Origin of the sequence: Phenylobacterium sp. LjRoot225 (assembly GCF_964252855.1) — a bacterium.
In the GTDB taxonomy this organism is placed as follows: domain Bacteria; phylum Pseudomonadota; class Alphaproteobacteria; order Caulobacterales; family Caulobacteraceae; genus Phenylobacterium.
The window spans coordinates 1210729-1231966 of the sequence record NZ_CAXUPL020000001.1 but is presented as its reverse complement, the minus strand read 5'-3'; the positions used below and the strand labels follow the sequence as shown (position 1 = coordinate 1231966).

20 protein-coding genes are annotated in these 21238 nt (G+C 71.0%); 10 read left to right on the top strand and 10 right to left on the bottom strand.

Annotated features, from left to right (window positions below):
• Positions 1-14 precede the first annotated feature (14 nt).
• From nirB to ACSQ2B_RS05900, 9 genes are all read left to right on the top strand, one after another.
• The gene (nirB, locus tag ACSQ2B_RS05940) at positions 15-2462 is read left to right on the top strand and encodes a nitrite reductase large subunit NirB (RefSeq protein WP_436048187.1); all 2448 of its coding nucleotides are present in this window, start codon (positions 15-17) and stop codon (positions 2460-2462) included.
• Entirely contained in the window at positions 2459-2812 is a 354-nt protein-coding gene (gene nirD / locus ACSQ2B_RS05935; protein ID WP_436048185.1) for a nitrite reductase small subunit NirD, read from the top strand. Before nirB ends, nirD begins: the two co-directional genes overlap by 4 nt.
• A gap of 4 nt (positions 2813-2816) precedes the next feature.
• Positions 2817-5492, top strand: coding sequence for a nitrate reductase (locus tag ACSQ2B_RS05930; protein ID WP_436048184.1), 2676 nt, complete (start codon positions 2817-2819; stop codon positions 5490-5492).
• Positions 5482-6261, top strand: coding sequence for a uroporphyrinogen-III C-methyltransferase (gene cobA / locus ACSQ2B_RS05925; RefSeq protein WP_436048182.1), 780 nt, complete (start codon positions 5482-5484; stop codon positions 6259-6261). Before ACSQ2B_RS05930 ends, cobA begins: the two co-directional genes overlap by 11 nt.
• A 279-nt stretch (positions 6262-6540) precedes the next feature.
• The gene (locus tag ACSQ2B_RS05920; protein ID WP_436048180.1) at positions 6541-8052 is read left to right on the top strand and encodes a class I adenylate-forming enzyme family protein; all 1512 of its coding nucleotides are present in this window, start codon (positions 6541-6543) and stop codon (positions 8050-8052) included.
• Positions 8053-8126: 74 nt separating this feature from the next.
• Positions 8127-9062: an enoyl-CoA hydratase/isomerase family protein gene (locus ACSQ2B_RS05915; RefSeq protein ID WP_436048179.1), complete on the top strand. Its 936-nt coding sequence runs from the start codon at positions 8127-8129 to the stop codon at positions 9060-9062.
• Entirely contained in the window at positions 9062-10087 is a 1026-nt protein-coding gene (locus tag ACSQ2B_RS05910) for a CoA transferase (protein ID WP_436048177.1), read from the top strand. The genes ACSQ2B_RS05915 and ACSQ2B_RS05910 overlap by 1 nt, the downstream gene beginning before the upstream one ends.
• Positions 10087-11487, top strand: a complete 1401-nt coding sequence (locus ACSQ2B_RS05905) for an amidohydrolase family protein (protein WP_436048175.1) — start codon at positions 10087-10089, stop codon at positions 11485-11487. Before ACSQ2B_RS05910 ends, ACSQ2B_RS05905 begins: the two co-directional genes overlap by 1 nt.
• A 23-nt stretch (positions 11488-11510) precedes the next feature.
• Entirely contained in the window at positions 11511-12788 is a 1278-nt protein-coding gene (locus tag ACSQ2B_RS05900) for a hypothetical protein (RefSeq protein WP_436048173.1), read from the top strand.
• A 12-nt stretch (positions 12789-12800) separates the two neighbouring features.
• Here the strand turns inward: ACSQ2B_RS05900 and ACSQ2B_RS05895 are convergent, their stop codons facing one another.
• The 6 genes from ACSQ2B_RS05895 to ACSQ2B_RS05870 form a co-directional block, all read right to left on the bottom strand.
• On the bottom strand, positions 12801-14114 hold the full coding sequence (locus ACSQ2B_RS05895; RefSeq protein WP_436048171.1) for an MFS transporter: 1314 nt from the start codon (positions 14112-14114) through the stop codon (positions 12801-12803).
• Between the two features lie 202 nt (positions 14115-14316).
• Entirely contained in the window at positions 14317-14910 is a 594-nt protein-coding gene (locus ACSQ2B_RS05890; protein WP_436048169.1) for a class I SAM-dependent methyltransferase, read from the bottom strand.
• Between the two features lie 2 nt (positions 14911-14912).
• On the bottom strand, positions 14913-15746 hold the full coding sequence (locus ACSQ2B_RS05885; RefSeq protein ID WP_436048167.1) for a glycosyltransferase family 9 protein: 834 nt from the start codon (positions 15744-15746) through the stop codon (positions 14913-14915).
• Between the two features lie 75 nt (positions 15747-15821).
• A complete protein-coding gene (locus tag ACSQ2B_RS05880; protein WP_436048165.1) occupies positions 15822-16280 on the bottom strand; it encodes an SRPBCC family protein in 459 nt (152 codons plus the stop codon).
• Positions 16277-16603: an ArsR/SmtB family transcription factor gene (locus tag ACSQ2B_RS05875; RefSeq protein ID WP_436048163.1), complete on the bottom strand. Its 327-nt coding sequence runs from the start codon at positions 16601-16603 to the stop codon at positions 16277-16279. Before ACSQ2B_RS05875 ends, ACSQ2B_RS05880 begins: the two co-directional genes overlap by 4 nt.
• A 42-nt stretch (positions 16604-16645) precedes the next feature.
• Positions 16646-18097, bottom strand: a complete 1452-nt coding sequence (locus ACSQ2B_RS05870) for an alkaline phosphatase PhoX (RefSeq protein ID WP_436048161.1) — start codon at positions 18095-18097, stop codon at positions 16646-16648.
• A gap of 171 nt (positions 18098-18268) precedes the next feature.
• Between ACSQ2B_RS05870 and ACSQ2B_RS05865 the strand changes: the two genes are divergently transcribed.
• A complete protein-coding gene (locus tag ACSQ2B_RS05865; protein ID WP_436048159.1) occupies positions 18269-18397 on the top strand; it encodes a hypothetical protein in 129 nt (42 codons plus the stop codon).
• Between the two features lie 28 nt (positions 18398-18425).
• Here ACSQ2B_RS05865 and ACSQ2B_RS05860 read toward each other — a convergent pair whose 3' ends face one another.
• The 4 genes from ACSQ2B_RS05860 to ACSQ2B_RS05845 form a co-directional block, all read right to left on the bottom strand.
• Positions 18426-19238, bottom strand: a complete 813-nt coding sequence (locus ACSQ2B_RS05860) for a transglutaminase-like domain-containing protein (RefSeq protein ID WP_436048157.1) — start codon at positions 19236-19238, stop codon at positions 18426-18428.
• Between the two features lie 94 nt (positions 19239-19332).
• A complete protein-coding gene (locus ACSQ2B_RS05855) occupies positions 19333-19536 on the bottom strand; it encodes a hypothetical protein (protein ID WP_436048155.1) in 204 nt (67 codons plus the stop codon).
• Positions 19533-19832, bottom strand: coding sequence for a hypothetical protein (locus ACSQ2B_RS05850; RefSeq protein ID WP_436048154.1), 300 nt, complete (start codon positions 19830-19832; stop codon positions 19533-19535). The genes ACSQ2B_RS05855 and ACSQ2B_RS05850 overlap by 4 nt, the downstream gene beginning before the upstream one ends.
• Positions 19833-20132: 300 nt before the next feature.
• A complete protein-coding gene (locus ACSQ2B_RS05845) occupies positions 20133-21086 on the bottom strand; it encodes a CorA family divalent cation transporter (RefSeq protein WP_436048152.1) in 954 nt (317 codons plus the stop codon).
• Positions 21087-21238: the final 152 nt, after the last annotated feature.

Genomic DNA, 21238 nt, shown 5'->3' with positions numbered 1-21238 from the left:
GGGGATCAAGCGTCATGACTAAGGAACGTCTGGTCGTAATCGGCAACGGCATGGCCGGCTGCCGGGCGGTGCAGGAAGTGCTCAAGCGCGACCCGAACCGCTACGAGATCGCCATCTTCGGCGCCGAGCCCCGGGTCAACTACGACCGGATCATGCTCTCGCCGGTGCTCGCGGGTGAGAAGGCCTTCGCCGACATCGTCATCAACGACGAGGCCTGGTACCGCGATAACGGCATCACTCTGCACTCAGGCCACAAGGTCACCGGCATCGACCGCGCGGCCAAGGTGGTCCGCGCCGAGGGCGGCGTGGAAGCGCCCTACGACAAGCTGCTGCTGGCGATGGGGTCGGACCCCATCCGCCTGCCGCTGCCGGGCGCGGACCTGAAGGGCGTCGTCACCTTCCGCGACCTCGACGACGTCGAGGCGATGATCGAGGCGGTCAAGCCCGGCGCCCGCGCCGTGGTGATCGGCGGCGGCCTGCTGGGCATCGAGGCGGCCTACGGCCTGGCCCGCAGAGGCATGGGCGCCACGGTCGTCCACCTGATGGACGTGCTGATGGAGCGCCAGCTCGACGCCTCGGCGGGCTTCCTGCTCACCCAGGCGATGGCCGAGCGCGGCGTCGACACGGTGCTGGGCGCCAATTCCGAGGAGATCGTCGGACAGGACGGCCGGGTCGCCGGCCTGAAGCTGAAGGACGGCCGCACGCTGCCCTGCGACCTGCTGGTGATGGCCGTCGGCATCCGCCCGGCGACTGCGCTCGCCAAGGCCGCCGAGCTGGAGACCGGCCGCGGGATCATCGTCGACGACGCGATGCGCACCTCCGACCCCTCGATCTACGCCGTCGGCGAATGTGTCGAGCACCGCGGTCAGGTCTATGGCCTGGTCGCCCCGATCTGGGAGATGTGCAAGACGCTCGGCCTGTCGCTGACCGGCGGCGACGGCGCCTACGAAGGTTCGGTGCTGTCGACGCGGCTGAAGGTCTCCGGCGTCGATGTCTTCTCGGCCGGCAAGTTCGCCGGCGGGGAGGGGTGTGAGGACATCATCTTCCGTGACGCCGGCCGCGGTGTTTACAAGCGGATCGTGCTGGAGGACGGCAAGGTCGCCGGCGCGGTGCTGTTCGGCGACGCCGCCGACGGCGGCTGGTACTTCGACCTGATGCGCTCGGGCGAGCTGGTCGGCGACATCCGCGAGACCCTGGTGTTCGGCCAGGCCGTCACGGAGGGCCTTCGGGGCCTCGACCCTAGCGCAGCCGTTGCCGCCATGGCCGACGAGGCTGAGATCTGCGGCTGCAACGGCGTCTGCAAGGGAACCATCACCAGCGCCATCGCCGAGCAGGGCCTGACCACGCTGGAAAGCGTGCGCGCGGTCACCAAGGCGTCGGCCTCCTGCGGCTCCTGCACCCCGCTGGTCGAGAAGATCCTGATCGCCAGCCTCGGCGACGCCTTCCAGGTCCAGACGGGACCGAAGCCGGTCTGCGGCTGCACCGAAAAGGGCCACGACGAGGTGCGCCGGCGGATCGTCGCCGAGGGCCTGAAGTCCATGCCCGGGGTGATGCAGGCGCTGGAATGGAGCACGGCCGACGGCTGCGCCTCCTGTCGTCCGGCGCTCAACTACTACCTCCTCTGCGCCTGGCCCGGCGAATACCGCGACGACAAGCAGTCGCGCTTCATCAACGAGCGGGTGCACGCCAACATCCAGAAGGACGGCACCTATTCGGTGGTGCCGCGGATGTGGGGCGGGGTCACCACGCCCGACGAGCTGCGCGCCATCGCCGACGTCGCCGACAAGTTCAAGATCCCGACGGTGAAGGTGACCGGCGGCCAGCGCATCGACCTGCTGGGGGTCAAGAAGGACGACCTGCCGGCGGTCTGGGCCGACCTGAACGCGGCCGGCATGGTCTCCGGCCACGCCTACGCTAAGGGCCTTCGGACCGTGAAGACCTGTGTCGGCTCCGAATGGTGCCGGTTCGGCACCCAGGACTCCACCGGCCTGGGCGTCCAGTTGGAGAAGATCATGTGGGGCTCCTGGGCCCCGGCCAAGGTCAAGCTCGCGGTCTCCGGCTGTCCGCGCAACTGCGCGGAAGCCACCTGCAAGGACATCGGCGTCATCTGCGTGGACTCCGGCTACGAGATCCACATCGGCGGCGCCGCCGGTCTCCACATCCAGGGGACCCAGGTGCTGACCAAGGTGGCGACCGAAGAAGAGGCGATCTGGGCGATCTGCGCGGTCATGCAGCTCTATCGCGAGAACGGCTGGTACCTGGAGCGGATCTACAAGTGGATGGCCCGCGTCGGGCTGGAGAGCATCCGCGCCGAGATCGAAAATCCCGAGCGACGCCGCCAGCTCTATGACCTCTTCGCCTACTCGCAACGGTTCGCCCGCATCGACCCCTGGGCCGAGCGTGTGGCGGGCCGCCACGCCGACGAGTTCAACCCGCTCTCGCGCCGCATGGAGTTCGCATGAACGCGCTCATGACCGACCTCGCCGACTGGATCCCCGCCGACTGGACGGACGTGGGCGCGGTGACCGACATACCGCTGCGCGGTGCGCGCCGCGTGCCTACGCCGAAGGGCGACGTGGCGGTGTTCCGCACCGGCGACAACCAGCTCTACGCCCTGGTGGATCGCTGCCCGCACAAGGACGGTCCGCTCAGCCAAGGGATCATCCACGGCCGGGCGGTGACCTGTCCGCTGCACGCCTGGAACATCGACCTCGCCACCGGCCAGCCGTTGGGCGCGGACGCCGGCAAGGGCTGCACCCCCGTGGTGCCGCTGCAGATCCGCGACGGCCGGATCTTCCTGGGGCAGGCGTAAACCGATGACCGAGGGGCTCGCGCGCTCGGTACGCACCACTTGCGCCTACTGCGGCGTGGGCTGCGGGATCTCGGCCCAGGCCGAACCCGACGGGCGCAGGCTCGAGCTCGTGGGCGACGGGGCGCATCCGGCCAACTTCGGCCGGCTGTGCTCCAAGGGCAGCGCGCTGGGCTCGACGGTCAGCCTCGACGGGCGGTTGCTGCACCCGATGATCGGGACCAAGCGGGCGGGCTGGAACGAGGCCGTCTCGCTGGTGGCGCGCCGCTTCAAGGAGGCAATCGCCAAGCACGGGCCGGACTCGGTCGCCTTTTACGTCTCCGGCCAGCTGCTGACCGAGGACTATTACGCCGCCAACAAGCTGATGAAGGGCTTCATCGGCTCCGGCAACATCGACACCAACTCCCGGCTCTGCATGGCCTCGGCGGTGGTGGCGCACAAGTTGGCCTTCGGGGCCGACCTGGTGCCGGGCTGCTACGAGGACCTCGACCTCGCCGACCTGGTGGTCTTCTCCGGCCATAACGCCGCCTGGACCCATCCGGTGCTGTTCCGCCGGATGGAGCAGGCCAAAGCCCGTGGCCAGAAGCATGTGGTCATCGACCCGCGCCGCACCGACACGGCCGAGGGCGCCGACCTGCATCTGCCGCTGAAGTCGCAGATGGACGTGCGGCTGTGGAACGGCCTGCTGGCGGACCTGATCCGCCGCGGCGTGGTGGATCGGGCTTACGTCGCCGCCCACGTGGCGGGCTTCGAGGCCGTCGAGGCCGAGTTGTCGGCCGCCGACCAGTCGGTCTCGGCGGTCGCCGCCGACTGCGGCCTCGCCGTCGCCGACCTGGAGCTCTTCTTCCGCTGGTTCGCCGAGACGCCGCGGACCGTCAGCCTCTTCTCCATGGGCGCCAACCAGTCGGCGCAGGGGGTGGCCAAGGGCTCGGCCATCATCAACGCCCACCTGGCGACGGGCCGGATCGGCAAGCCGGGCGCCTGTCCCTTCTCGATCACCGGCCAGCCGAACGCCATGGGCGGGCGCGAGACCGGCGGCATGGCCACGACGCTCGCCGCCCACATGGACTTCGACGCGGCGAGCCGCGCGCGGGTCGGCCGTTTCTGGGGCGCCGAACGGGTCGCCGAAAAGCCCGGCCTGAAGGCCGTCGAGATGTTCGAAGCGGTCCGCGAGGGGCGCATCAAGGCGCTCTGGGTGATGGCCACTAATCCGGCCGTCAGCCTGCCGGACGGCGAGCGGGTGCGCGAGGCGCTGGCCAAGTGTCCCTTCGTCGTGGTCTCCGACTGCATGGCCGAGACCGACACCACGGCCTATGCCCATGTGAAGCTGCCGGCCATGGGCTGGGGCGAGAAGGACGGCACGGTCACCAATTCCGAGCGCCGCATCTCGCGCCAGCGGGCGCTGTTTCCCGCCGTGGGCGAGGCCAAGGCCGACTGGCGGATCGTCGCCGAGGTCGGGACCGCCATGGGTTTCGCCGACGCCTTTTCCTGGCGCACGCCGGCTCAGGTGTTCCGCGAGTACGCGCGGATGACCGCCTACGAGAACCCGAACCGCTTCCTCAACCTCGGCCCCTTCACGGGCCTGACCGCCGACGGCTACGAGGCGCTTGAGCCGGTGCAGTGGCCGGTGACGGCCGAGGGCGGGACAGCGCGCCTGTTCACCGACGGCCGGTTCCAGACGCCGGACGGTCGCGCGCAGATGGTCCCGGTCGCCGCCGCGGGCCCGGCTGAAGCCGTCGATGCGGTCTATCCGCTGGCGCTCAACACCGGCCGCGTCCGCGATCATTGGCATACGCTGACGCGCACCGGCCTGGCCCCCGAGCTCTGCCGTCATACGCCCGAACCCTATGTCGAGATCCATCCTGAGGACGCCGCCCCGCTCGGCGTCGCCGACGGCCGGCTCACCCGGGTGCAGACCCGCCAGGGCGAGGCCATCGCCATCGCCCGGGTCAGCGACCGCCAGCGGCCCGGCTCGGTCTTCATGCCGATGCACTGGACGGCGGTCTACGCCGCTCAGGGACGCTCCAACACCCTGGTCGCGCCCAAGGTCGACGCCCGCTCCGGACAGCCGGAGTTCAAGCACACCCCGGCGCGGGTGCGGCCGTACCGCGAAACCTGGCGCGGCTTCTTCCTCGCCCGGCAGGGCTGGGCCGCGCCCGCGGGGCTCGACCTCGTCTGGCGGCGGATTCCCCAGGCCGGGTGCCAGCTGCACGAGTTCGCCGGTCGTGGCGACGAGGCCGAACGCGAGGCCCTGCGCCGGGCCCTGACCCGCGAGGCCGGCGCCGACGTGCTGCGCTTCGAGGACGCCAACAGCGGCGCCCTGCGCGAGGCCTATTTCTCCGGCGACCGGCTCGATCGCGTCCTCTTCACCACGTGTGGCGGCGCCCTGCCGCCCCGGGAGTGGCTGGCGGAGCTGTTCGCCGCCGAAGCGCTCACGCCGCTGGACCGCGCCGTCCTGCTGGTCGGCCGTGCGCCGGGCCAGCCGGTCGAGACCGGTCCGGTGGTCTGCGCCTGCCGCGGTGTGCGTCAGGTAAAGATCGAGGCCGCCATCGCCGGCGGCTGCGGCACCGTCGACGCCGTCGGCGACGCCACCGGCGCGGGGGCCGCCTGCGGCTCCTGCCGTCCCGAGATCGCCCGTCTCCTTGGCAAGGCCGCCAAACCGGAGGTGCGGCATGCCGCGTGAGGTGAAGCCCGGCTTCGTCCAGCTGGTGGGCGCGGGCCCCGGCGCGGCCGACCTTCTGACGCTGCGGGCGCTGCGGGCCATCGAAGGCTGCGAAGCGCTGCTCTACGACGCCCTGATCTCGGAAGAGGTGCTGGCGCTCGCGCCGAAGGACTGTCTGAAAATCCAGACAGGGAAACGCGCCGGACGCACCAGCATGAAGCAGGAGACCATCAACCGGCTGATGCTGCGCCTGGCGCGTCGCGGCCTGCAGGTGGTGCGGTTGAAGGGCGGCGATCCCTCGGTCTTCGGCCGGGTGGGGGAGGAGGCGGACTTCCTGAACGCCCACGGGATCGGAACCGCGGTGGTGCCGGGCGTCACCGCGGCCTGCGCTGCGGCCGCCCAGTTCAACTTCCCGCTGACCCATCGCAAACAGGCCCGGCGGGTGGTGTTCACCACGGCCCGGCTCGAAGCCGGCGCCTTGCAGGCCGACTGGTCGTCAGCAGCGGATCCCGAGACCACGCTGGCCATCTACATGGGCGGCGGGGCGGCCGCGGAGCTGAGCGCTCGGCTGATCGACGCCGGCCGCGCCGCCAGCACCCCGGCCCTGGCCGTGGAAAGCGCCGGCACGCCGCGCGCGCGGCTGCGGCGCGGCACGGTCGGCGAGCTCGCCCGGCTGGTCGAGGACGGCGAGGGCGGCCCGGTCCTGTTGGTCATCGGCGAGGTCGCAGCCCTGGCTGACGCGCGCGAGATCAGCGACGAGCTGGACGCCGCGCGGGCGCTGAGCGCGTAGCATTTCGCCCTTCTCCTATCAGGAGAGATAGTATGTCGAGCGTCGGCGTTCGTGCTTAGGTCGGCGCGTGGCGCTAGGCCATGACAGCGCTTGGCCTTTTCCGCAGCGGCGATGTCACAGGGTCGCTCGTGCGCGGCTCTGGACGGGAGCTGCGTCCAGGCTCTAAAGCGACGTTACGAATCGGAAATCCCGGCTTCCTAGAGCGCGGATAGCGTGACCGGGGGCGGGGATGTCAAAAGCGGGCGCGGAAACGCGTCCGGCGTCGGAGTAGATTGAGGCATGCACACCGCGCTCCTTCTCGAGATGGCGTCTGACGCCGCGCCGGAACGGATCATCCTGGGCGAGCTCAGCAGCGGCGTGACCCTGGCCGAGCTGGGCGCGCGCGCGCGCGGCGCGGCCGCCTGGCTCGCCAAACAGCCCGGCGAGACCGTGGTCTTCCTGGGTCTCAACAGCGTCTATCTGCCGGTGACGGTGTTCGCCTCCGGCCTGGTCGGCAAGCCGTTCGCGCCGATCAACTATCGCCTGTCCGACGAGGAGCTGCGCCGGCTGCTCGCACGGACCGCGCCCTCGGTGGCCGTGGTGGACGACGCCATGCTGCCGCGCGCCGAAGGCGTTCCCGGCGTCCAGACGGTGGCGCTGAGCGCATTCAAGAAGATCTGCGCCGACCCGGCGAACCGCGCCGAGGAACTGCCCTACGCCGATCCGGACATCGGCGTCCTGCTGTTCACCAGCGGCACCACAGGCGAGCCGAAGGCCGCGGTGCTGCGCCACCGCAACCTGACCTCCTATGTCATTTCGACGGTGGAGTTCCTGGGCTCGGACGCGCACGAGGCCGCCCTGGTCAGCGTGCCGCCCTACCATATCGCCGGGATCTCGGCGATTTTGACCGGGATCTACAGCGGCCGGCGCATCGTCCACATGCCCGCCTTCACCCCTGACGGCTGGGTCGGTCTGGCCGCCCAGGAGAAGATCAGCCACGCCATGGTCGTGCCGACCATGATGGGCCGGATCCTCGACCTGATCGAGCAGCGCGGCGAGAAACTGCCCCACCTCAAGGCCCTGTCCTACGGCGGCGGACGCATGCCGCAGGTGGTCATCGAGCGCGCGCTGAAGCTGCTGCCGCACGTCGACTTCGTCAACGCCTACGGCCTGACGGAGACCAGCTCGACCATCGCGGTGCTGGGCCCCGAGGATCACCGCATCGCCATCGCGTCGGACGACCCGGTCGTCCGCCGCCGGCTGGGCTCGGTCGGCAAGCCGCTGCCGACGCTGGAGCTGGAGATCCGCGGGCCGAACGGCGAGCTGCTGCCGGCGGGCCAGTCCGGCGAGATCTATGTCCGCGGCGAGCAGGTCTCCGGCGAATATCTGTCGAAGAAGGTGATCCGCGAGGACGGCTGGTTCCCGACCAACGACGGCGGCTGGATCGACGAGGAGGGCTTCCTCTACGTCGAAGGCCGGCTGGACGACGTCATCGTCCGCGGCGGCGAGAACATGTCGCCGGGCGAGATCGAGGACGTGCTGCGCGCCCACCCGAACGTCGCCGACGTCGCCGTGCTCGGCGTGCCGGACAACGAATGGGGCGAAAAGGTCGCCGCGGTCGTGGTGATCAAGGACGGCCAGCCGACGGCGGAGGAGTTGGCGGCCTGGGTGAAGGCGCGGCTGCGCTCGTCCAAGACCCCCGAGATCTGGGCGTTCCGCGAGGCTCTGCCCTACAACGACACCGGCAAGCTGCTGCGCCGCGTGCTCAAGGCCGAGCTGTCCAAGCCGGCGGGCGAGCTGGCGGGCGCCTGAGCAGGACGAAGCCCCTGTCCCCGGCGGTCGGAGAGCTTTTCGCAGCCCTGACCGATCTGGGCGGGGCGGGGCTGGTGACGGTCGACCTGGCGGCGGGGCGCGCCGCGCCGTCCCGGCCGGGCCCCGGCGTCGTCCATGTAGGCGTCCATCGCGGCGGCGCGCTTCCGGATGCCGCCCTGGACGATTTCGACATCCTGCTGAGCGTCGAGCCGTCGGCGCCGGCGCCCTGGGTCGGTCTTCCGCCCGAGCGCCTGGAGGCTGCGCTGCAGCGGCTGCGCGAAACGGTCGAGGCCCAGCCCGCCGCCGCCGCCGTGGCGGCCCAGATCCTGCGCATCTCGCTCGAGATCTCCTTCGACCAGGCCCTCGTCGTCGAGTCGCTCGGCTATTCCATGCTGCTGGCGACGGACGGCTTTCGCGCCTGGCGGGCGACCACCCCCGCGCCAGCCCGGAATGATCAGGACCAGTCCCGCGTCGCCGTCTCCCGCGAGGGCGAGACGCTCGCGATCCGGCTCACCCGGGCAGGCGCCCACAATGCGGTCGACGCGCGCATGCGCGACGCGCTCTGCGAGGCGCTTGAGTTCGCCCTGATCGACCCCGACCAGGCCCCGGTCGTGCTGAGCGGGGAGGGGCGCTGCTTCAGCGAAGGCGGCGACCTCGCCGAGTTCGGCAGCTTCGACGATCCGGGCCGCGCCCATCTGGTCCGGACGCTGCGCGCGCCCGCGGCGCTCGTGCGGCGCCTCGGCCCGCGGGCGACGGCGAAGGTCCACGGGGCCTGCATCGGATCTGGAATTGAGATCCCCGCCGCCGCGGGCCGGGTCGTCGCCAGGCGCCACGCCTGGTTCCGCCTGCCGGAGGTCTCCATGGGCCTGATTCCGGGCGCCGGGGGCACGGCGTCGATCCCACGGCGGATCGGCCGCCAGCGCGCCTGCTTCATGGCCGTCTCCGGGCTCGACATCCGCGTTTCAACGGCGCTCGACTGGGGCCTGGTGGACGCGGTGGAGAACCCCTGATGAGCCCCGTTGCGGGTCTGCTCGCCAAGCTGGCCGCACAGATCGCCGCGCTGAGCGGCGACCTCGGGCGCCGGGCCACGCTCGACCTGCCGGGCCTGACCGAGCGGATGGGCGACTTGCCGCTGGAGACGCCCGGGCTCTGGTCGCCGAACCGGGCCTGCCGCCTGGTCCAGGCGGCGGACGGCTGGATCGCCGTGAACCTGGCGCGTGAAGACGATGTGGCCCTGGTTCCGGCCTGGCTGGGTTGCGAGCCGACGGACGAGCCGTGGCCGGCGATCCTGGCGGCCGCGCGGCGGCGCGCGTGGCGCGACCTGGTGGACGGCGCGCGCCTTTTGGGCCTGCCTGCGGCCGGCGTCGGCGAGGTCGCGGCGGAGACCATGACGTCGCCGCTGCTGCCGGCGGGACGGGCCGCCGCGCACGGCGGGCGAGACCTGCGCGTGGTCGATCTCTCGACGCTGTGGGCCGGACCGCTCTGCGGCGCCGTGCTGGCGGCGACGGGCGCCTCGGTGACCAAGGTGGAAAGCCGTCGCAGGCCCGATCCCAGCCGTGTCTCGACCCCAGACTTCTTCCGCCGGCTGAACGGCGCCAAGGCCGATCTCGTCCTCGACTTCGCCGAGGCGAGCGATCGCGCCCGGCTGCGGGAGATGATTGTCTCCGCCGAGGTGGTGATCACCAGCGCCCGGCCGCGGGCCTTCGAGCAACTGGGCCTGGCGCCGGCGGACCTCTTCGCCGAGCGGCCGGACCTGACCTGGGTGGCCATCAGCGGCTACGGCTGGACGGGCGAAGCCGCCGAGCGGGTGGCGTTCGGCGACGATGCGGCCGCGGCGGGGGGCCTGGTGCGCTGGACGCCAAGCGGCGAGCCGAACTTCCTGGGCGACGCCCTGGGCGATCCGCTGACCGGACTTGCCGCCGCGGCGGGCGCGCTGCGGGCCCTGGCGCAGGGCGGCGGATTGATCGTCGATGCGGCCCTCGCCCGGACCGCCGCGGGAGCCGCGGCCGAGCTCGGCCTGCGGGCGGCCGCCTGATGGAAGATCGCGACCTGATCCTGCGCAACGTCGAGGTCGCCGGCCGGCCGGGGCAGGACGTGCGGCTGGCGCGCGGCCGGATTGCGGAGATTGGCGAGCGGCTCTGCGGGCCGGGCGACAGCCTCGACGGCCGCGGCGGCGCGCTGCTGCCGGGTCTCGTCGACCATCACATCCATCTGCTCGCCAGCGCCGCCCGGGCGCAGTCGGCGCTCCTCGAGCGCTCACGCGACGCCGTCGAGTTCGAACGAACGCTGCGCGAGGCGCTGGCCGCCCGGCCGGCGGGGGCCTGGCTGCGCGCCACCGGCTATCACGAGCGGATGGCCGGGGACCTCGACCGCGATGTCCTGGACCGTATCGCGCCCGGCCACCGGCTGCGCGTCCAGCACCAGACCGGATCGTTGTGGATCCTCAACAGCCTGGCCCTCGAGAAGGTCACAGCCCAGGGGGCACCCCCAGAGGCGGAGCGCGACGCCGCGGGCCGGCTGACCGGCCGCATCTGGCGCGGCGACGCCTGGCTGCGTGCGCGGCTGGCGAACGATCCGCCGGACCTGTCGGCGCTTGGCAAGACCCTGACGGCCCATGGGATCACCGGCCTCACCGACGCCAGCGCCACCACGGACGGCCAGGCGGCGGGGCTGCTCGCCCAGGCGCACCGCCTCGGCGTGCTGCCGCAGCGGCTGACCCTGATGAGCGCCGGTCCGCTGGCGGCGCCCGAGGACGGCGCCTTCGAGGTCGGGCCGGTGAAGGTGCTGCTCGACGACGCGCGGCTTCTCGACCTCGCCGCCTTCGTCGAGCGGATCGTCGAGGCGCGGCCGCAGGGGCGGGCCGTCGCCGTCCACTGCGTCACCGCCGGCGAACTGGCGCTGACTCTCGCCGCATTCGAAATCGCCGGCGCACGGCCAGGCGACCGGGTCGAGCACGGCGGGGTCATCCCGGCCGACGCGATTCCGGTCCTGAAGCAGCTGGGCCTGACGGTGGTCACCCAGCCGGCCTTCGTCTTCGAGCGCGGCGACCGCTACCTGGCGGAGGTCGATCCCGCCGAGCAGGGCGACCTCTATCGCTGCGCCTCGCTGCTGGCGGCGGGCGTGCCGACCGCGGCGAGCTCGGACGCACCCTACGCCTCTCCCGATCCCTGGAGCGGAATCCGGGCGGCGATCCGGCGGCGAACGCGCGACGGCCAGCCGATCGGGACGGCCGAGCAGGTGGGCCCGATGACGGCGCTCAACCTCTACCTCGGCGAGCGCCGCGCGCCGGGCGGCCAGGCAACCTCGATCGCGCCTGGCGCTGCGGCCGACCTGTGCCTGCTCTCGGCGCCGCTCGCCGAAATCCTCGCCGAGCCCAGCGCCGAGCGGGTGCGGGCGACGATCGTCGCGGGCCGGGTGGTCTTCGCGGCGAACTAGGCAGCAGGATTCCGGAGACGCCCTTGTCGACAGTCCAGGCTCGCGCGCCGCTCCGCTGGCTGGTCCTGCTCTGGCTGGGCTGGGCGGTGCTGATCCTGGGCTACCAGGCGGTGGCGGCCGGCCGGTTCGAGCCGCAACGGCCCGACCGTTCGACCCCCTGGACCGCGGGCGAGACCCTGGCCGGCAGCCACAAGGGCCAGCCGGACATCCTCGATCCCTTCCTCAACGCCCAGGTGGCGTGGGATTCCGAATTCTACATCTCCATCGCGCTCCACGGGTACGACGACCCGCAGATGCGCTCGGCGGCGCCGGGCTCCGACCTGGGCGACGAGACGCTCGGGCCGCATGGCGCCCACCCCCGCTGGACCTCGCTGAACGCGGCCTTCTTCCCGGCCTATCCGCTGGCGATGCGCGCCCTGGCCTGGCCAATGAAGCCGCTGGGCCTGACGCCGATCGCTTCCGTCACCTTGGCGGGCGTGCTGATTTCGCTCGCCGGGACGCTGGCGGCGATGATCGCCATCGCCGACCTCGCCGCCGAGGAGGACGGGGCGGGGGCGGGCGAGGGGATGCGGGCGGCGGCCTATCTGCTGGTCTGGCCGGCGAGCTTCTTCATGGCCCAGGTCTACACCGAGGGGATGTTCCTCGGGGTGTCGTTCGGCGCCCTGGCGCTGGCCCGGCGAGAGCGCTGGCTGTGGGCCGGGGCCCTGGCGGCGGCGGCGACCTTCACCCGTTCGACCGGCGCGATCCTGCTCCTGCCGCTCGGCTGGATGTGGCTGGCGGGCGGCGGGCTCGCGCGGCTGCGCGCGCGGCCCTGGTCGATGGAGCTCGCGAACCTGGCGGCGGTGGGGGCGCCGGCGGCCGCCTACCTCGTCTGGCGGGCGGTGTTCGGGGCGCATTTCGACTTCATCGAGACCCATTTCTTCGGCCGCGGCCTCTTGTGGCTGTCGCTCTCCTGGAGCTCCTGGCGCGAGGCGTTCGACCTGGTGGCGAGCGGCGAGCCGCAGGCCCGCGCCTACTATCTGGTGGAGGTCTGGGGCGTCCTGGCGGCGGGAGTCGCTTCGCTGCTGCTGCTCCGCGGCGATCCGGCCCTGGCGCTCTACGGCCTGGCCATCCTGGGCGTGGCGCTCACCAGCGGGGCGGCCCAGGGCATGCACCGCTATGTGCTGAGCCTGCCCGCGCTCTTCCTCATTCCCGCTCGCCTGGGCCGACAGCCGGTGTTCGATCGGCTGTGGACCCTCGGCAACACCCTGGCCCTGGCGGTCCTCGCCCTGGCCTTCTCCTGGGACTTCTGGGCAGGCTGAGCCCGGCCATCGTCAGGCGATCGGGGTGGGGACCACCTCGTCGAGCGCGGCTTCCTTTTCCGCCGCCGTCAGCTGGCCGTGGTGACGTTCCTTCAGCAGCAGGATCAGGCCGCCGCCGATGAGGACGACGACGCCGACGCCCAGCAGAGCCGGAGCATAGCTGCCGGTGACTTCCTGGGTCTTGGCGATGGCGAAGGGCACCAGGGCCGAGATCGGGATGAAGGCCATGGCGAGGCCGAAGGCCCGGCCGAAGCCCTCGGCGCCGAACTCCGCCGCCATCCCCGCGGCCAGCAGAGTCGCCCAGCCGCCGCCGAGGCCGATCAGGGCGGCGCCGATGAAGGCGAGCGGCAGGCTGGAGCCGAAGGCGAGGGTCGCCGCGCCGGCCGCGACCACCAAGGCGAGGCCCGCGAACGGGATCCGGTTGCCGAAACGGTCCGACAGAACGCCCAGCCCCAGGGTGGCGACCAGGTGCGCCAGGCTGAACACCGAAATCAGCGCCCCGGCCATGTCCGTGCTGAAGCCGTGGCTGGCGGCGTAGGGCGCCAGGTTCTGACCGACGCCGCCGTTGATCGCCATGATCGGCAGCCAGGCTGCGATGAGCAGCCAGAAGGCCTTGCGCTTGAGGACGTCGCGCGTGCCCAGCGTGCTGGGGCCGCCATGGCCGTGGCCGTGGTCAGCGGCCGCCGCGCCGTCGCCGGAGAGATAGTGCAGCCCCTCCTTCTCGGTCGGCTGGTTGCGGATGATGAGGAGGACAGTCGGAAGCACGACCACGACGGTGAGCAGCGCCCCGGCCTGCCAGATCGCCCGCCAGCCGATCGCCGGCAGGGCCGCGGCGATGATCGGCGGCAGCACGACGCCGGCCATGCCGATGCCGAAGGCGCTCAGGCCCAGCGCCAGGCCCCGGCGCTTCACGAACCAGCGCGAGATCAGCGCATTGGCCGGGATCGCCGTGGCGCAGCCGAGCGCGAACGGCACGAGGCCGGCGTAGAGGGCGATGAGCTGCCAGGTCGCCGTCGCGAAGCTGATCCCCACCATGAAGAGGGCCATGCCGAGCAGGCCGAAGGCGAAGATCCGACGCGGCGGCGTCTTGTCGGCCAGGGCGCCGATGAAGGGCGAGGTGAGGGCGCACATGACGCCCATGCCGGCGATCGGCAGCTGCAGCAGGCTGATCGGCGTATGCAGCTCCTCCGACCAGCTGCGCAGGAAGAGCGAGTAGGCGTTGTAGGTGAGGCCGTTGCAGGCCACCTGCGACAGAATGCAGGCCGCGACGATGTTCCAGCCGTAGTACCAGCCGCCCTTGGGCCCGGCTCCTGCCGCTGACGCCATTCCCATTCCCTCCCGAGCGCAGGTCGAGCCGCGCTATCCGATTTTCGTTGCCGGGCACTGTGCGACGGCCGTCGCGTAAAGCAAACCGTCGGCCGGCCTTGAGAGTCGAATGCGTCCGGATTTCGGCGCCCGTCCCGATCTCGAAACTTATCGAGTTTTGACGCCCAGGCTTGGGGCGATCGCGCGCGGCGAGCGAGATGGCTCAGGCGGGGAAGTAGTCCCGCATGAGGCGCTGAACCTCGTCATCCGGCGGATTGCCGTCGGTGGCCACCGCCCAGAGCTCGAAAGCGCGGCGACGTACGCCCACGCGGCCGAAGCCTGCGGCCAGCAGCGCCTGTATCAGGCTCGTGCGGGTGAAGCCGCAGCGGTGGGCCATGTGCAGATAGCCGCGGGCGAGCTGGGTTCCGAAGCCGTAGAGGGTGTCGTGGGGCGTGATGCCGCCGGCCCGGGATTGGTAGGCGGGCTCGTGCAGCTTGTCCTCGGCGATCAGCGCCGCCATCGACTGCAGGTCCGGACAGCCGATGACGGCGAAGCCGCCGGGCTTCAGCACCCGGCGGAATTCGCGAAGGGCGTCTGGCACCTGGTGGATGTAGAGGTGCTCGATGTTGTGCGAGGAAAACAGCGCCTCGACCGACGCCGAGGCGACCGCCGACATGTCGGTCATGTCCGAGACGACGTCCGGGGCGACGCCCGGATCGATGTCCAGGCGGATCTCCGACCACTCGGGCCGGTCGAAGCCGGCGGACGTCTGGGCCTTGCGCTTCTCGCCGCTGCCGACGTGCAGGAAGGTGGGCATGACTAGTTCACCGCCGCATGTTGTCTGGCCCAGAGCGGCGCGAGCGCCTGGGTGTCGTGGATGACTCGGTCGAGGACCGAAGTCCAGTCGCCGGGCGCAGGCTGCCGATAGAGCCGCATCGTCGGATACCAGCGCGAATAGGTCCCGCTCGCGCCCCAGCGCCAATCCAGCTTCTTGTGCGGCAGCAGCACCCAGCATCGCTTGCCCATGGCGCCGGCGAGGTGGGCGAGCGCGGTGTCCACCGTGACCACCAGGTCGAGGTCGGCGACGATCGCCGCCGTCTCCATGAAGTCCTTCGCTCCGGTGGCGTCCGGCGCCAAATGCCGACCGAGCGACAGAAGCCGTTCGGCGGCCTCCGGCGGAAGGGAGCGGTTGGCGTCGTTGCCCAGCAGGGGACTGCCGAAGGTCATCACGCCGATCCCGCCGCCGGCGCCCAAGGGAACATCCAGATAGACCGGCGGCGGCGGCAGGCTGAGGCCCAGCCGATAGGGCAGGGAGCCGATCAGGGCCCAGTAGTCGGTCTGCGGCAGCGGCGCGTTCGTGTAGAGCGTGGTGGTGGAGAAGCCGGCCTTGCCGAACACGGGCGCCACCAGCGGGTGGCAGGCGACGATGATCTTCGCCCCGCGCTGCCTGAGAATCGGCAGGTAGCGGCCGAACATCATCTGGTCGCCGAAGCCCTGCTCTGCGGAGACGGCGATGGTCCTGCCCTCGAGATCCTCGCCCGCCCACTCGGGGCAGAAGACCTGGGGCTCGAAGATCGGCGGCTTGCTGAAGCGCCGGCGCGCTTCGAACAGCGGCCAGGCTTCGGTGAACTTCCCGTCCGCGAGAAGGCGCATCGATTGTCCGTAGGGGCTCACGGGCGCGAACCTATCGGCCGCGCCTGCGTCGCTCAAGTCGCAGTGTCGCGGCCGTCAGAGCCAGCCGGCCCCGTGCACGCCGTCGTAGGCCGGTAGCAGGCCGTCCAGGATCCGGGTCCAGCCCTCGCGGTTGCCGTCGACGTAGTCTTTCGGCACGCCGTCGTTGGTCAAGGTCAGCCGGCAGCCGTCGCCGTCGGGGACGATGTCGATGGTCACGGTGGTCATTCCCGGATCGAACTGCGGAACCCCAAAGCTGAAGACCAGCCGGCGCGGGCGGTCGATCTCCAGGTATTCGCCGACGTGACGCACCTCGCCCATATCCGGCCGGCGCTCGATGAAGACGTAGCGGCGGCCGATCCTGGGATCGATCTCGGCGGCGATCATCTCGCCGGTGGCCGTGGCGAACAGGAAGCGCCGCGCGATGTTCACGTCGAGGAAGGCGTCGAACACCCGCTCCGGCGAGGCGGCGTAGCGGTGCGTCACCACCACGGACTGAGTGGTCGTTTCGGTCATGGCGTGTCCTCCTTAAGAATCCGGTCGAGCTCGGCCAGCCGCCAGGTCCACAACGCGCGCTGTTCCTCGATCCACGCCGCCGCAGCGTCGAGCGGCTGGGGATTGAGCGCCAGCAGATGCTCGCGCCCTTGCCGGCGTCGCCGCACCAGGTCGGCGCGCTCGAGAATGCGGATGTGTTTCGAGACCGAGTTCAGCGAAATCGGAAACGGGGCGGCGAGGTCGGTGACCCGCGCCTCGCCGGCGGCCAGCCGGGCCAGGATCGCCCGCCGCGTCGGATCGGCGAGGGCCAGCATGGTGTCGTCGAGTTGATAATATTCACCCATAGGGATGAATATGCGTCGGGATCGGCGCGCCGGCAAGCCCGGTCAGGTCTGCAGGCGTCCCCATGGGCCGGTGATGGCGAGCGTCAGGCCGGGCCAGTAGACGTTGAGGAAGAGGGTGGTCCCGTCCGGCGAGAAGCAGACCCCGGCGGTCTCTGTGTTGGCTCCGACGTCGCTGGCGCCGGGAGCGGCCTGGCGGCCGACGGTGTAGACCTTTCCCTGCGGCGTCACGGCGCGCAGGTAGTTGACCGAGTTCTCGCCCACCTTGTCCTCGCAGACGAACAGGTGGCCCCAGGGCGAGACGGCGATGTTGTCCGCCATGTCCATCACCTTGGGATCGGTCGGCTCGACGAAGAGCTGCAGGCGGCCCGGGTCGTCGCGTTCGCCCGGCTTGCCCTCCTGGGGGCTCGGCCGGTAGCGCATGATCTGGCCCTTCCGGTTCGGGCCGCCGATCGTGCAGGTGAAATAGAGCTCGTCCCGGCCGAAGAAGATCCCTTCGCCGCGGGCGAACCAGGCCGCGCCCTTGGCGTGGCCGCGCGCCCGGAGCGTTTCGTCGGGGTTGTCGGTCCCGTCGAGGTCGACCCAGAACACCTTGCGCCAGTCGCCGACGCGCCAGTCGGTCTGGTCCCAGTTGCGGCTGTCGCCGTATTCGCGGTTGTCGGCGAAGCCCAGGGCCTGCAGGCGGCCGCCCTTGTGCAGGTCCGTCCGGTCCTCGGGCAGGAAGCGGTAGAACAGGCCGTAGCCGTCGCCGTCGTCCTCGGTGAGGTAGACGACGCCGGTGCGGGGATCGTTGCACGTCGCCTCGTGGCGGAAACGGCCGAGGCCAAGGATCGGCCGCGGCTCGACCGGTCCGCGCGCGGCGCTGGGGACCTCGAACACCCAGCCGTGGGACTTCAGCACGCCACGCCCATTGGGCTGGATCCCGGCGGGCTGGGTGGTCTCCTCGCAGGAGAGCCAGGAGCCCCAGGGCGTCACCCCGCCGGCGCAGTTCTTCGACGTGCCGGCCAGGCTGAGGAAGGAGCTCTCCAGCGTCCGCTTGCGCAGGTCGTAGACCAGGGTGGTGGTCCCGCCGGTCAGCAGGCGGCCGTCCTGGTCGCGGTCGTAGACGCGTGCGGCGTCGACCTGATTGGCCAGGCGCTGGGAGACGCCGGCGGCGCCGTAGTCGACGTCCTCGGGGGCCAGCTCATGGTTGCGCACCAGGACGACGCGGTCGTTGTCCAGCCGGAAGCAGCCCATGCCGTCCATCTTGTAGGGCGTGACCAGGCCGTCGCTCATCCGGTCGCCGGCGCGGGAGATCACGGTGTAGGAGAAGCCCTCCGGCAGGTCGAAGACGCCGAACGGATCGGTCCGCAACGGGCCGTAGCCGGCGACCTCGCTGGCGTAGCTGTCGGCCTGGATGTCGGCCGGATAACCGGCGGCGGCGGCGAAGCGGGAAAAGCCGGCGAAGGCCGCGCTCGCGGCGACGCCGGACAGCAGATGACGACGGGATGTGAGCATGGCCGAGCTTATCAGGCAGCCCTGTGACGGCGCCATGACGGACGTCCGTCGAACGGGTTCCTGGGGGCGGGCCCGGAAAGGGCGCCGACTGCAGGGCAGCGCCGTGGTAGGTTTTCGGCTCGTCTCGCAAGGGTGGAGCCTTCACCCCGGGCGCGGCCGGAAAGGCCTCTCATGAAACCCCAACCTTCTTACGCCGCGACCCCGGTTCGTCGCGACCTGCTGGATTCGCGCTCCACTGGCGGCCCGGCGCCCCAGACCAACCGCAAGACCCTGCTGAACGACCGGCGCAGCACCCGCTGACGGGCCCTTCTTCCGGCCTGGGCGCGTCTCAGGTCGGGAACGGCGCCTCGTGGCTGGTGACCTCGAACTTGACGAGGTCCGCGACCCCGAAGGTGGCGGCGATGGGGACGTCGACGGCGTCGCGGCCGCGGGCGATCAAGACCCGCGCCATCCGCGGCATGTTGTTGCGCGCATCGAAGGTGTACCAGCGGCCGCCGAGGTAGACCTCGAACCAGGCGCTGAAGTCCATGACGCCGACGACGGGCACGCCGATGTCGCCCAGGTAGCCGGTGCAGTAGCGCGCCGGGATGTTCATGCAGCGGCAGAAGGCCACCGCCAGGTGGGCGTAGTCGCGGCACACCCCGGAAGCCTCGATCCAGGCGTCATAGGCCGTCTTGCTGGGGCGGGCGTGGGCGTAGTTGAAGACGATGTGGTTGTGCACATAGTCGGTGATCGCCTGAACCCGGGCCCAGCCTGGAGGCGTGTTCTGAAAGAGCGACCAGGCGGCTTCGGTCAACCGATCCGTCTCGCAGTAGCGGCTGCCCAGCAGGTAGAGCAGGGCGTCGTCAGGCAGGTCCTCGACCGGGTGCTGCACCGCCTCGGGGGCGTATTCGTCGATCAGCCCGGTGTCGCGGATGATGAAGTCGGCCGAGAGCGTCAGCCGGCCGGCGGGGGCCAGCACGCGGCTGCAGATGTTGCCGTAGCCGTCAATATATTGGCGCACGTCGAGCGGCGGCTCGGTGCGCAGCCAGTCGGGCGTCTCCAGGTCGTCGCGCCGGGAGGGATGCACGCTGAGCATCAGCAGCATCGGCACGGGCGCGGGGCATTCGTAGGCGATCTCGAAACCGGTGGTGATGCGCATCTACGGCCTCCCACGGCATGGACGGAAAAGTCGGGCGCGCTGAAGGTGTCGCGACGGCGGTCGATCCACTGTGGAATGGAATGCGGTCAACCGGTCAGCTTCCTCCGGATATCAGGGCGTCGAAATCGAGGATGCTTCTTTTGAGATCTGCGATGGCGGCTTCCGAGACATTCACATCGTTCGATCGCAGCGTCAGAGCGCCGGTCTCGAACATGTCGAGCTGCTGGATCAGCATTTCCCGCAGGTCCCGCCACCGCTTTGCGAGCTGCTCGTGAGTTGGGACGAAGGCGTCGCTCACGGACGCTGCAATTTGCCGACGCAGGCGCGCAACAGCGAGACGCGATGCGACGGCAGGCCCGGCGTCTTGAGTTCGTCGAGCGCACCTTCGAGCGGCCAACCCTGGTGGCGCGTTCCGAGATTCCAGATCTCAGCCCGGATCTCGGCGTCGGTGACTTGAGGGCCCGGAAGCCAGGAGAATAGGCTGGTCCCCGCGGCGGGCTTCTTCGGCCGGATGATTTTCCAGCCGCCTTGGAAAAACGCCAGCAGGCGGGCGCGGCGCAGCTTCGCCGCGTCGCGGGGATCTTGTGGCTTCAAGGCTTTTGCCTCCAGCCAAGGAGATCAAAGATGCGCGGCAGGACAAGGACGCTCAGCACGCTGAACGCGGACGCTAGAAAGAGCGTGGCCATCGGGTCTCTGGACAGCGTCGCGTCGGGAAGGATCGACCGCTTGCCTGGCGGCACACGCTCGACGGCGCGCCCTATAGGTGGGGGTTTCGCCGGGAAATAGCCAGCGTCGCCGCAGATCGTCCGCCCACGGCGAGGCAACTCGCCACGGGCGCAGGACTTCAAGCTGGTCTCATGGGCGCCGGTTCGTCGCGCGCGGGCAGGCGTAAGACTACATCCCCATTCGCTTGAGGATCAGCATCGCGCCGGCCACCACCAGGCCGCACAGGGCCGCGGCGACGGCGAAGCCGCTGGCCGAATGCTCGAACGGGATGCCCGGCACGTTCATGCCGAAGGCCCCCGTCACCAGGGTCGGCGGGATCAGCAGGGTGGAGATGATCGTCAGCGCCCGCATGCTGCGGTTGGTGGCGTTGTTGATCTGGGTGTCGATCTCCTCGTGCAGCAGCCGGCCGCGCTCCTGCAGGACGCCGGCGTCGCGGTCGACGTCCTCGACCGAGGCGATCAGGTCGGCGAGGTCCTCGCTGAGCGCCGCCACCCGACGCCCCTGGCGACCGGCGTGGGCGCGGGCGAGCGCGCTGCGCAGGCCCTGCAGCTCGCGGCGGCGTCGGGCGATGTCGCGCCGCAGCGGGCCAAGCTCGGTGTCGCGCGGGTTCGCAGGCTCGGTCAGCACATAGTCCTCGACGGCGGCCAACTGATGGCCGGTCGTCTCCACCAGCATCTCGACCTGGTCGATGTAGAAGGCCGTGCAGGCCACGACGGCGGCGGCGGGGGCCTCGAAGGTCTCGCCGCGCTCGACGGCGCGACGCAGGTCGTCGACGGCGCGCAAAGGGTGCAGGCGCGCGGTCACCAGCCGTGCGGCGTCGAAGGCGAAGACCAGCCGTCCGGCGTCCTGCGGCCGGCCGGAGAGGTCGCGCTCGAGGTCAGGCAGGACGCCGAAAACCCAGCCGGCCTCCTCCGCAATCTGCACCCGGGTCTCGCCGGTGAGGAACAGCTCCAGAGCGTCGGCCGGCAGGTCGGCGATCCCGCGGATCATCGCCAGGGCGCGGACGTCTCCCAGTCGAAAGTGCGTCCACGACCAGTCGCCGGGCGCGCCGACGACCGCGCTCAGCTCCGGCGTGCGCACGGCGCTTGCGGTTCCGCCGCTGAAGCGGAAGCTCCAGATCACGCCGGAGGCCGGCCCCTCCCAGGATTCGAAGCCGCCGAGGGACAGATCAGGCGCCCGTGGTCTGGCGGCGCCGAGCGGCGCGGTCGCGTCCTGACATCCTGGAGATTCGCAGCTTCACGGCGCGACCCTGCGCGCGCTGTAAGACACTAATG

Coding starts and splice junctions, on each gene's coding strand:
- nirB (WP_436048187.1), top strand. CDS start 15: ATGACTAAGGAACGTCTGGTCGTAATCGGCAACGGCATGGCCGGCTGC.
- nirD (WP_436048185.1), top strand. CDS start 2,459: ATGAACGCGCTCATGACCGACCTCGCCGACTGGATCCCCGCCGACTGG.
- ACSQ2B_RS05930 (WP_436048184.1), top strand. CDS start 2,817: ATGACCGAGGGGCTCGCGCGCTCGGTACGCACCACTTGCGCCTACTGC.
- cobA (WP_436048182.1), top strand. CDS start 5,482: ATGCCGCGTGAGGTGAAGCCCGGCTTCGTCCAGCTGGTGGGCGCGGGC.
- ACSQ2B_RS05920 (WP_436048180.1), top strand. CDS start 6,541: ATGCACACCGCGCTCCTTCTCGAGATGGCGTCTGACGCCGCGCCGGAA.
- ACSQ2B_RS05910 (WP_436048177.1), top strand. CDS start 9,062: ATGAGCCCCGTTGCGGGTCTGCTCGCCAAGCTGGCCGCACAGATCGCC.
- ACSQ2B_RS05905 (WP_436048175.1), top strand. CDS start 10,087: ATGGAAGATCGCGACCTGATCCTGCGCAACGTCGAGGTCGCCGGCCGG.
- ACSQ2B_RS05895 (WP_436048171.1), bottom strand. CDS start 14,114: ATGGCGTCAGCGGCAGGAGCCGGGCCCAAGGGCGGCTGGTACTACGGC.
- ACSQ2B_RS05890 (WP_436048169.1), bottom strand. CDS start 14,910: ATGCCCACCTTCCTGCACGTCGGCAGCGGCGAGAAGCGCAAGGCCCAG.
- ACSQ2B_RS05885 (WP_436048167.1), bottom strand. CDS start 15,746: ATGCGCCTTCTCGCGGACGGGAAGTTCACCGAAGCCTGGCCGCTGTTC.
- ACSQ2B_RS05880 (WP_436048165.1), bottom strand. CDS start 16,280: ATGACCGAAACGACCACTCAGTCCGTGGTGGTGACGCACCGCTACGCC.
- ACSQ2B_RS05875 (WP_436048163.1), bottom strand. CDS start 16,603: ATGGGTGAATATTATCAACTCGACGACACCATGCTGGCCCTCGCCGAT.
- ACSQ2B_RS05870 (WP_436048161.1), bottom strand. CDS start 18,097: ATGCTCACATCCCGTCGTCATCTGCTGTCCGGCGTCGCCGCGAGCGCG.
- ACSQ2B_RS05865 (WP_436048159.1), top strand. CDS start 18,269: ATGAAACCCCAACCTTCTTACGCCGCGACCCCGGTTCGTCGCGACCTG.
- ACSQ2B_RS05860 (WP_436048157.1), bottom strand. CDS start 19,238: ATGCGCATCACCACCGGTTTCGAGATCGCCTACGAATGCCCCGCGCCC.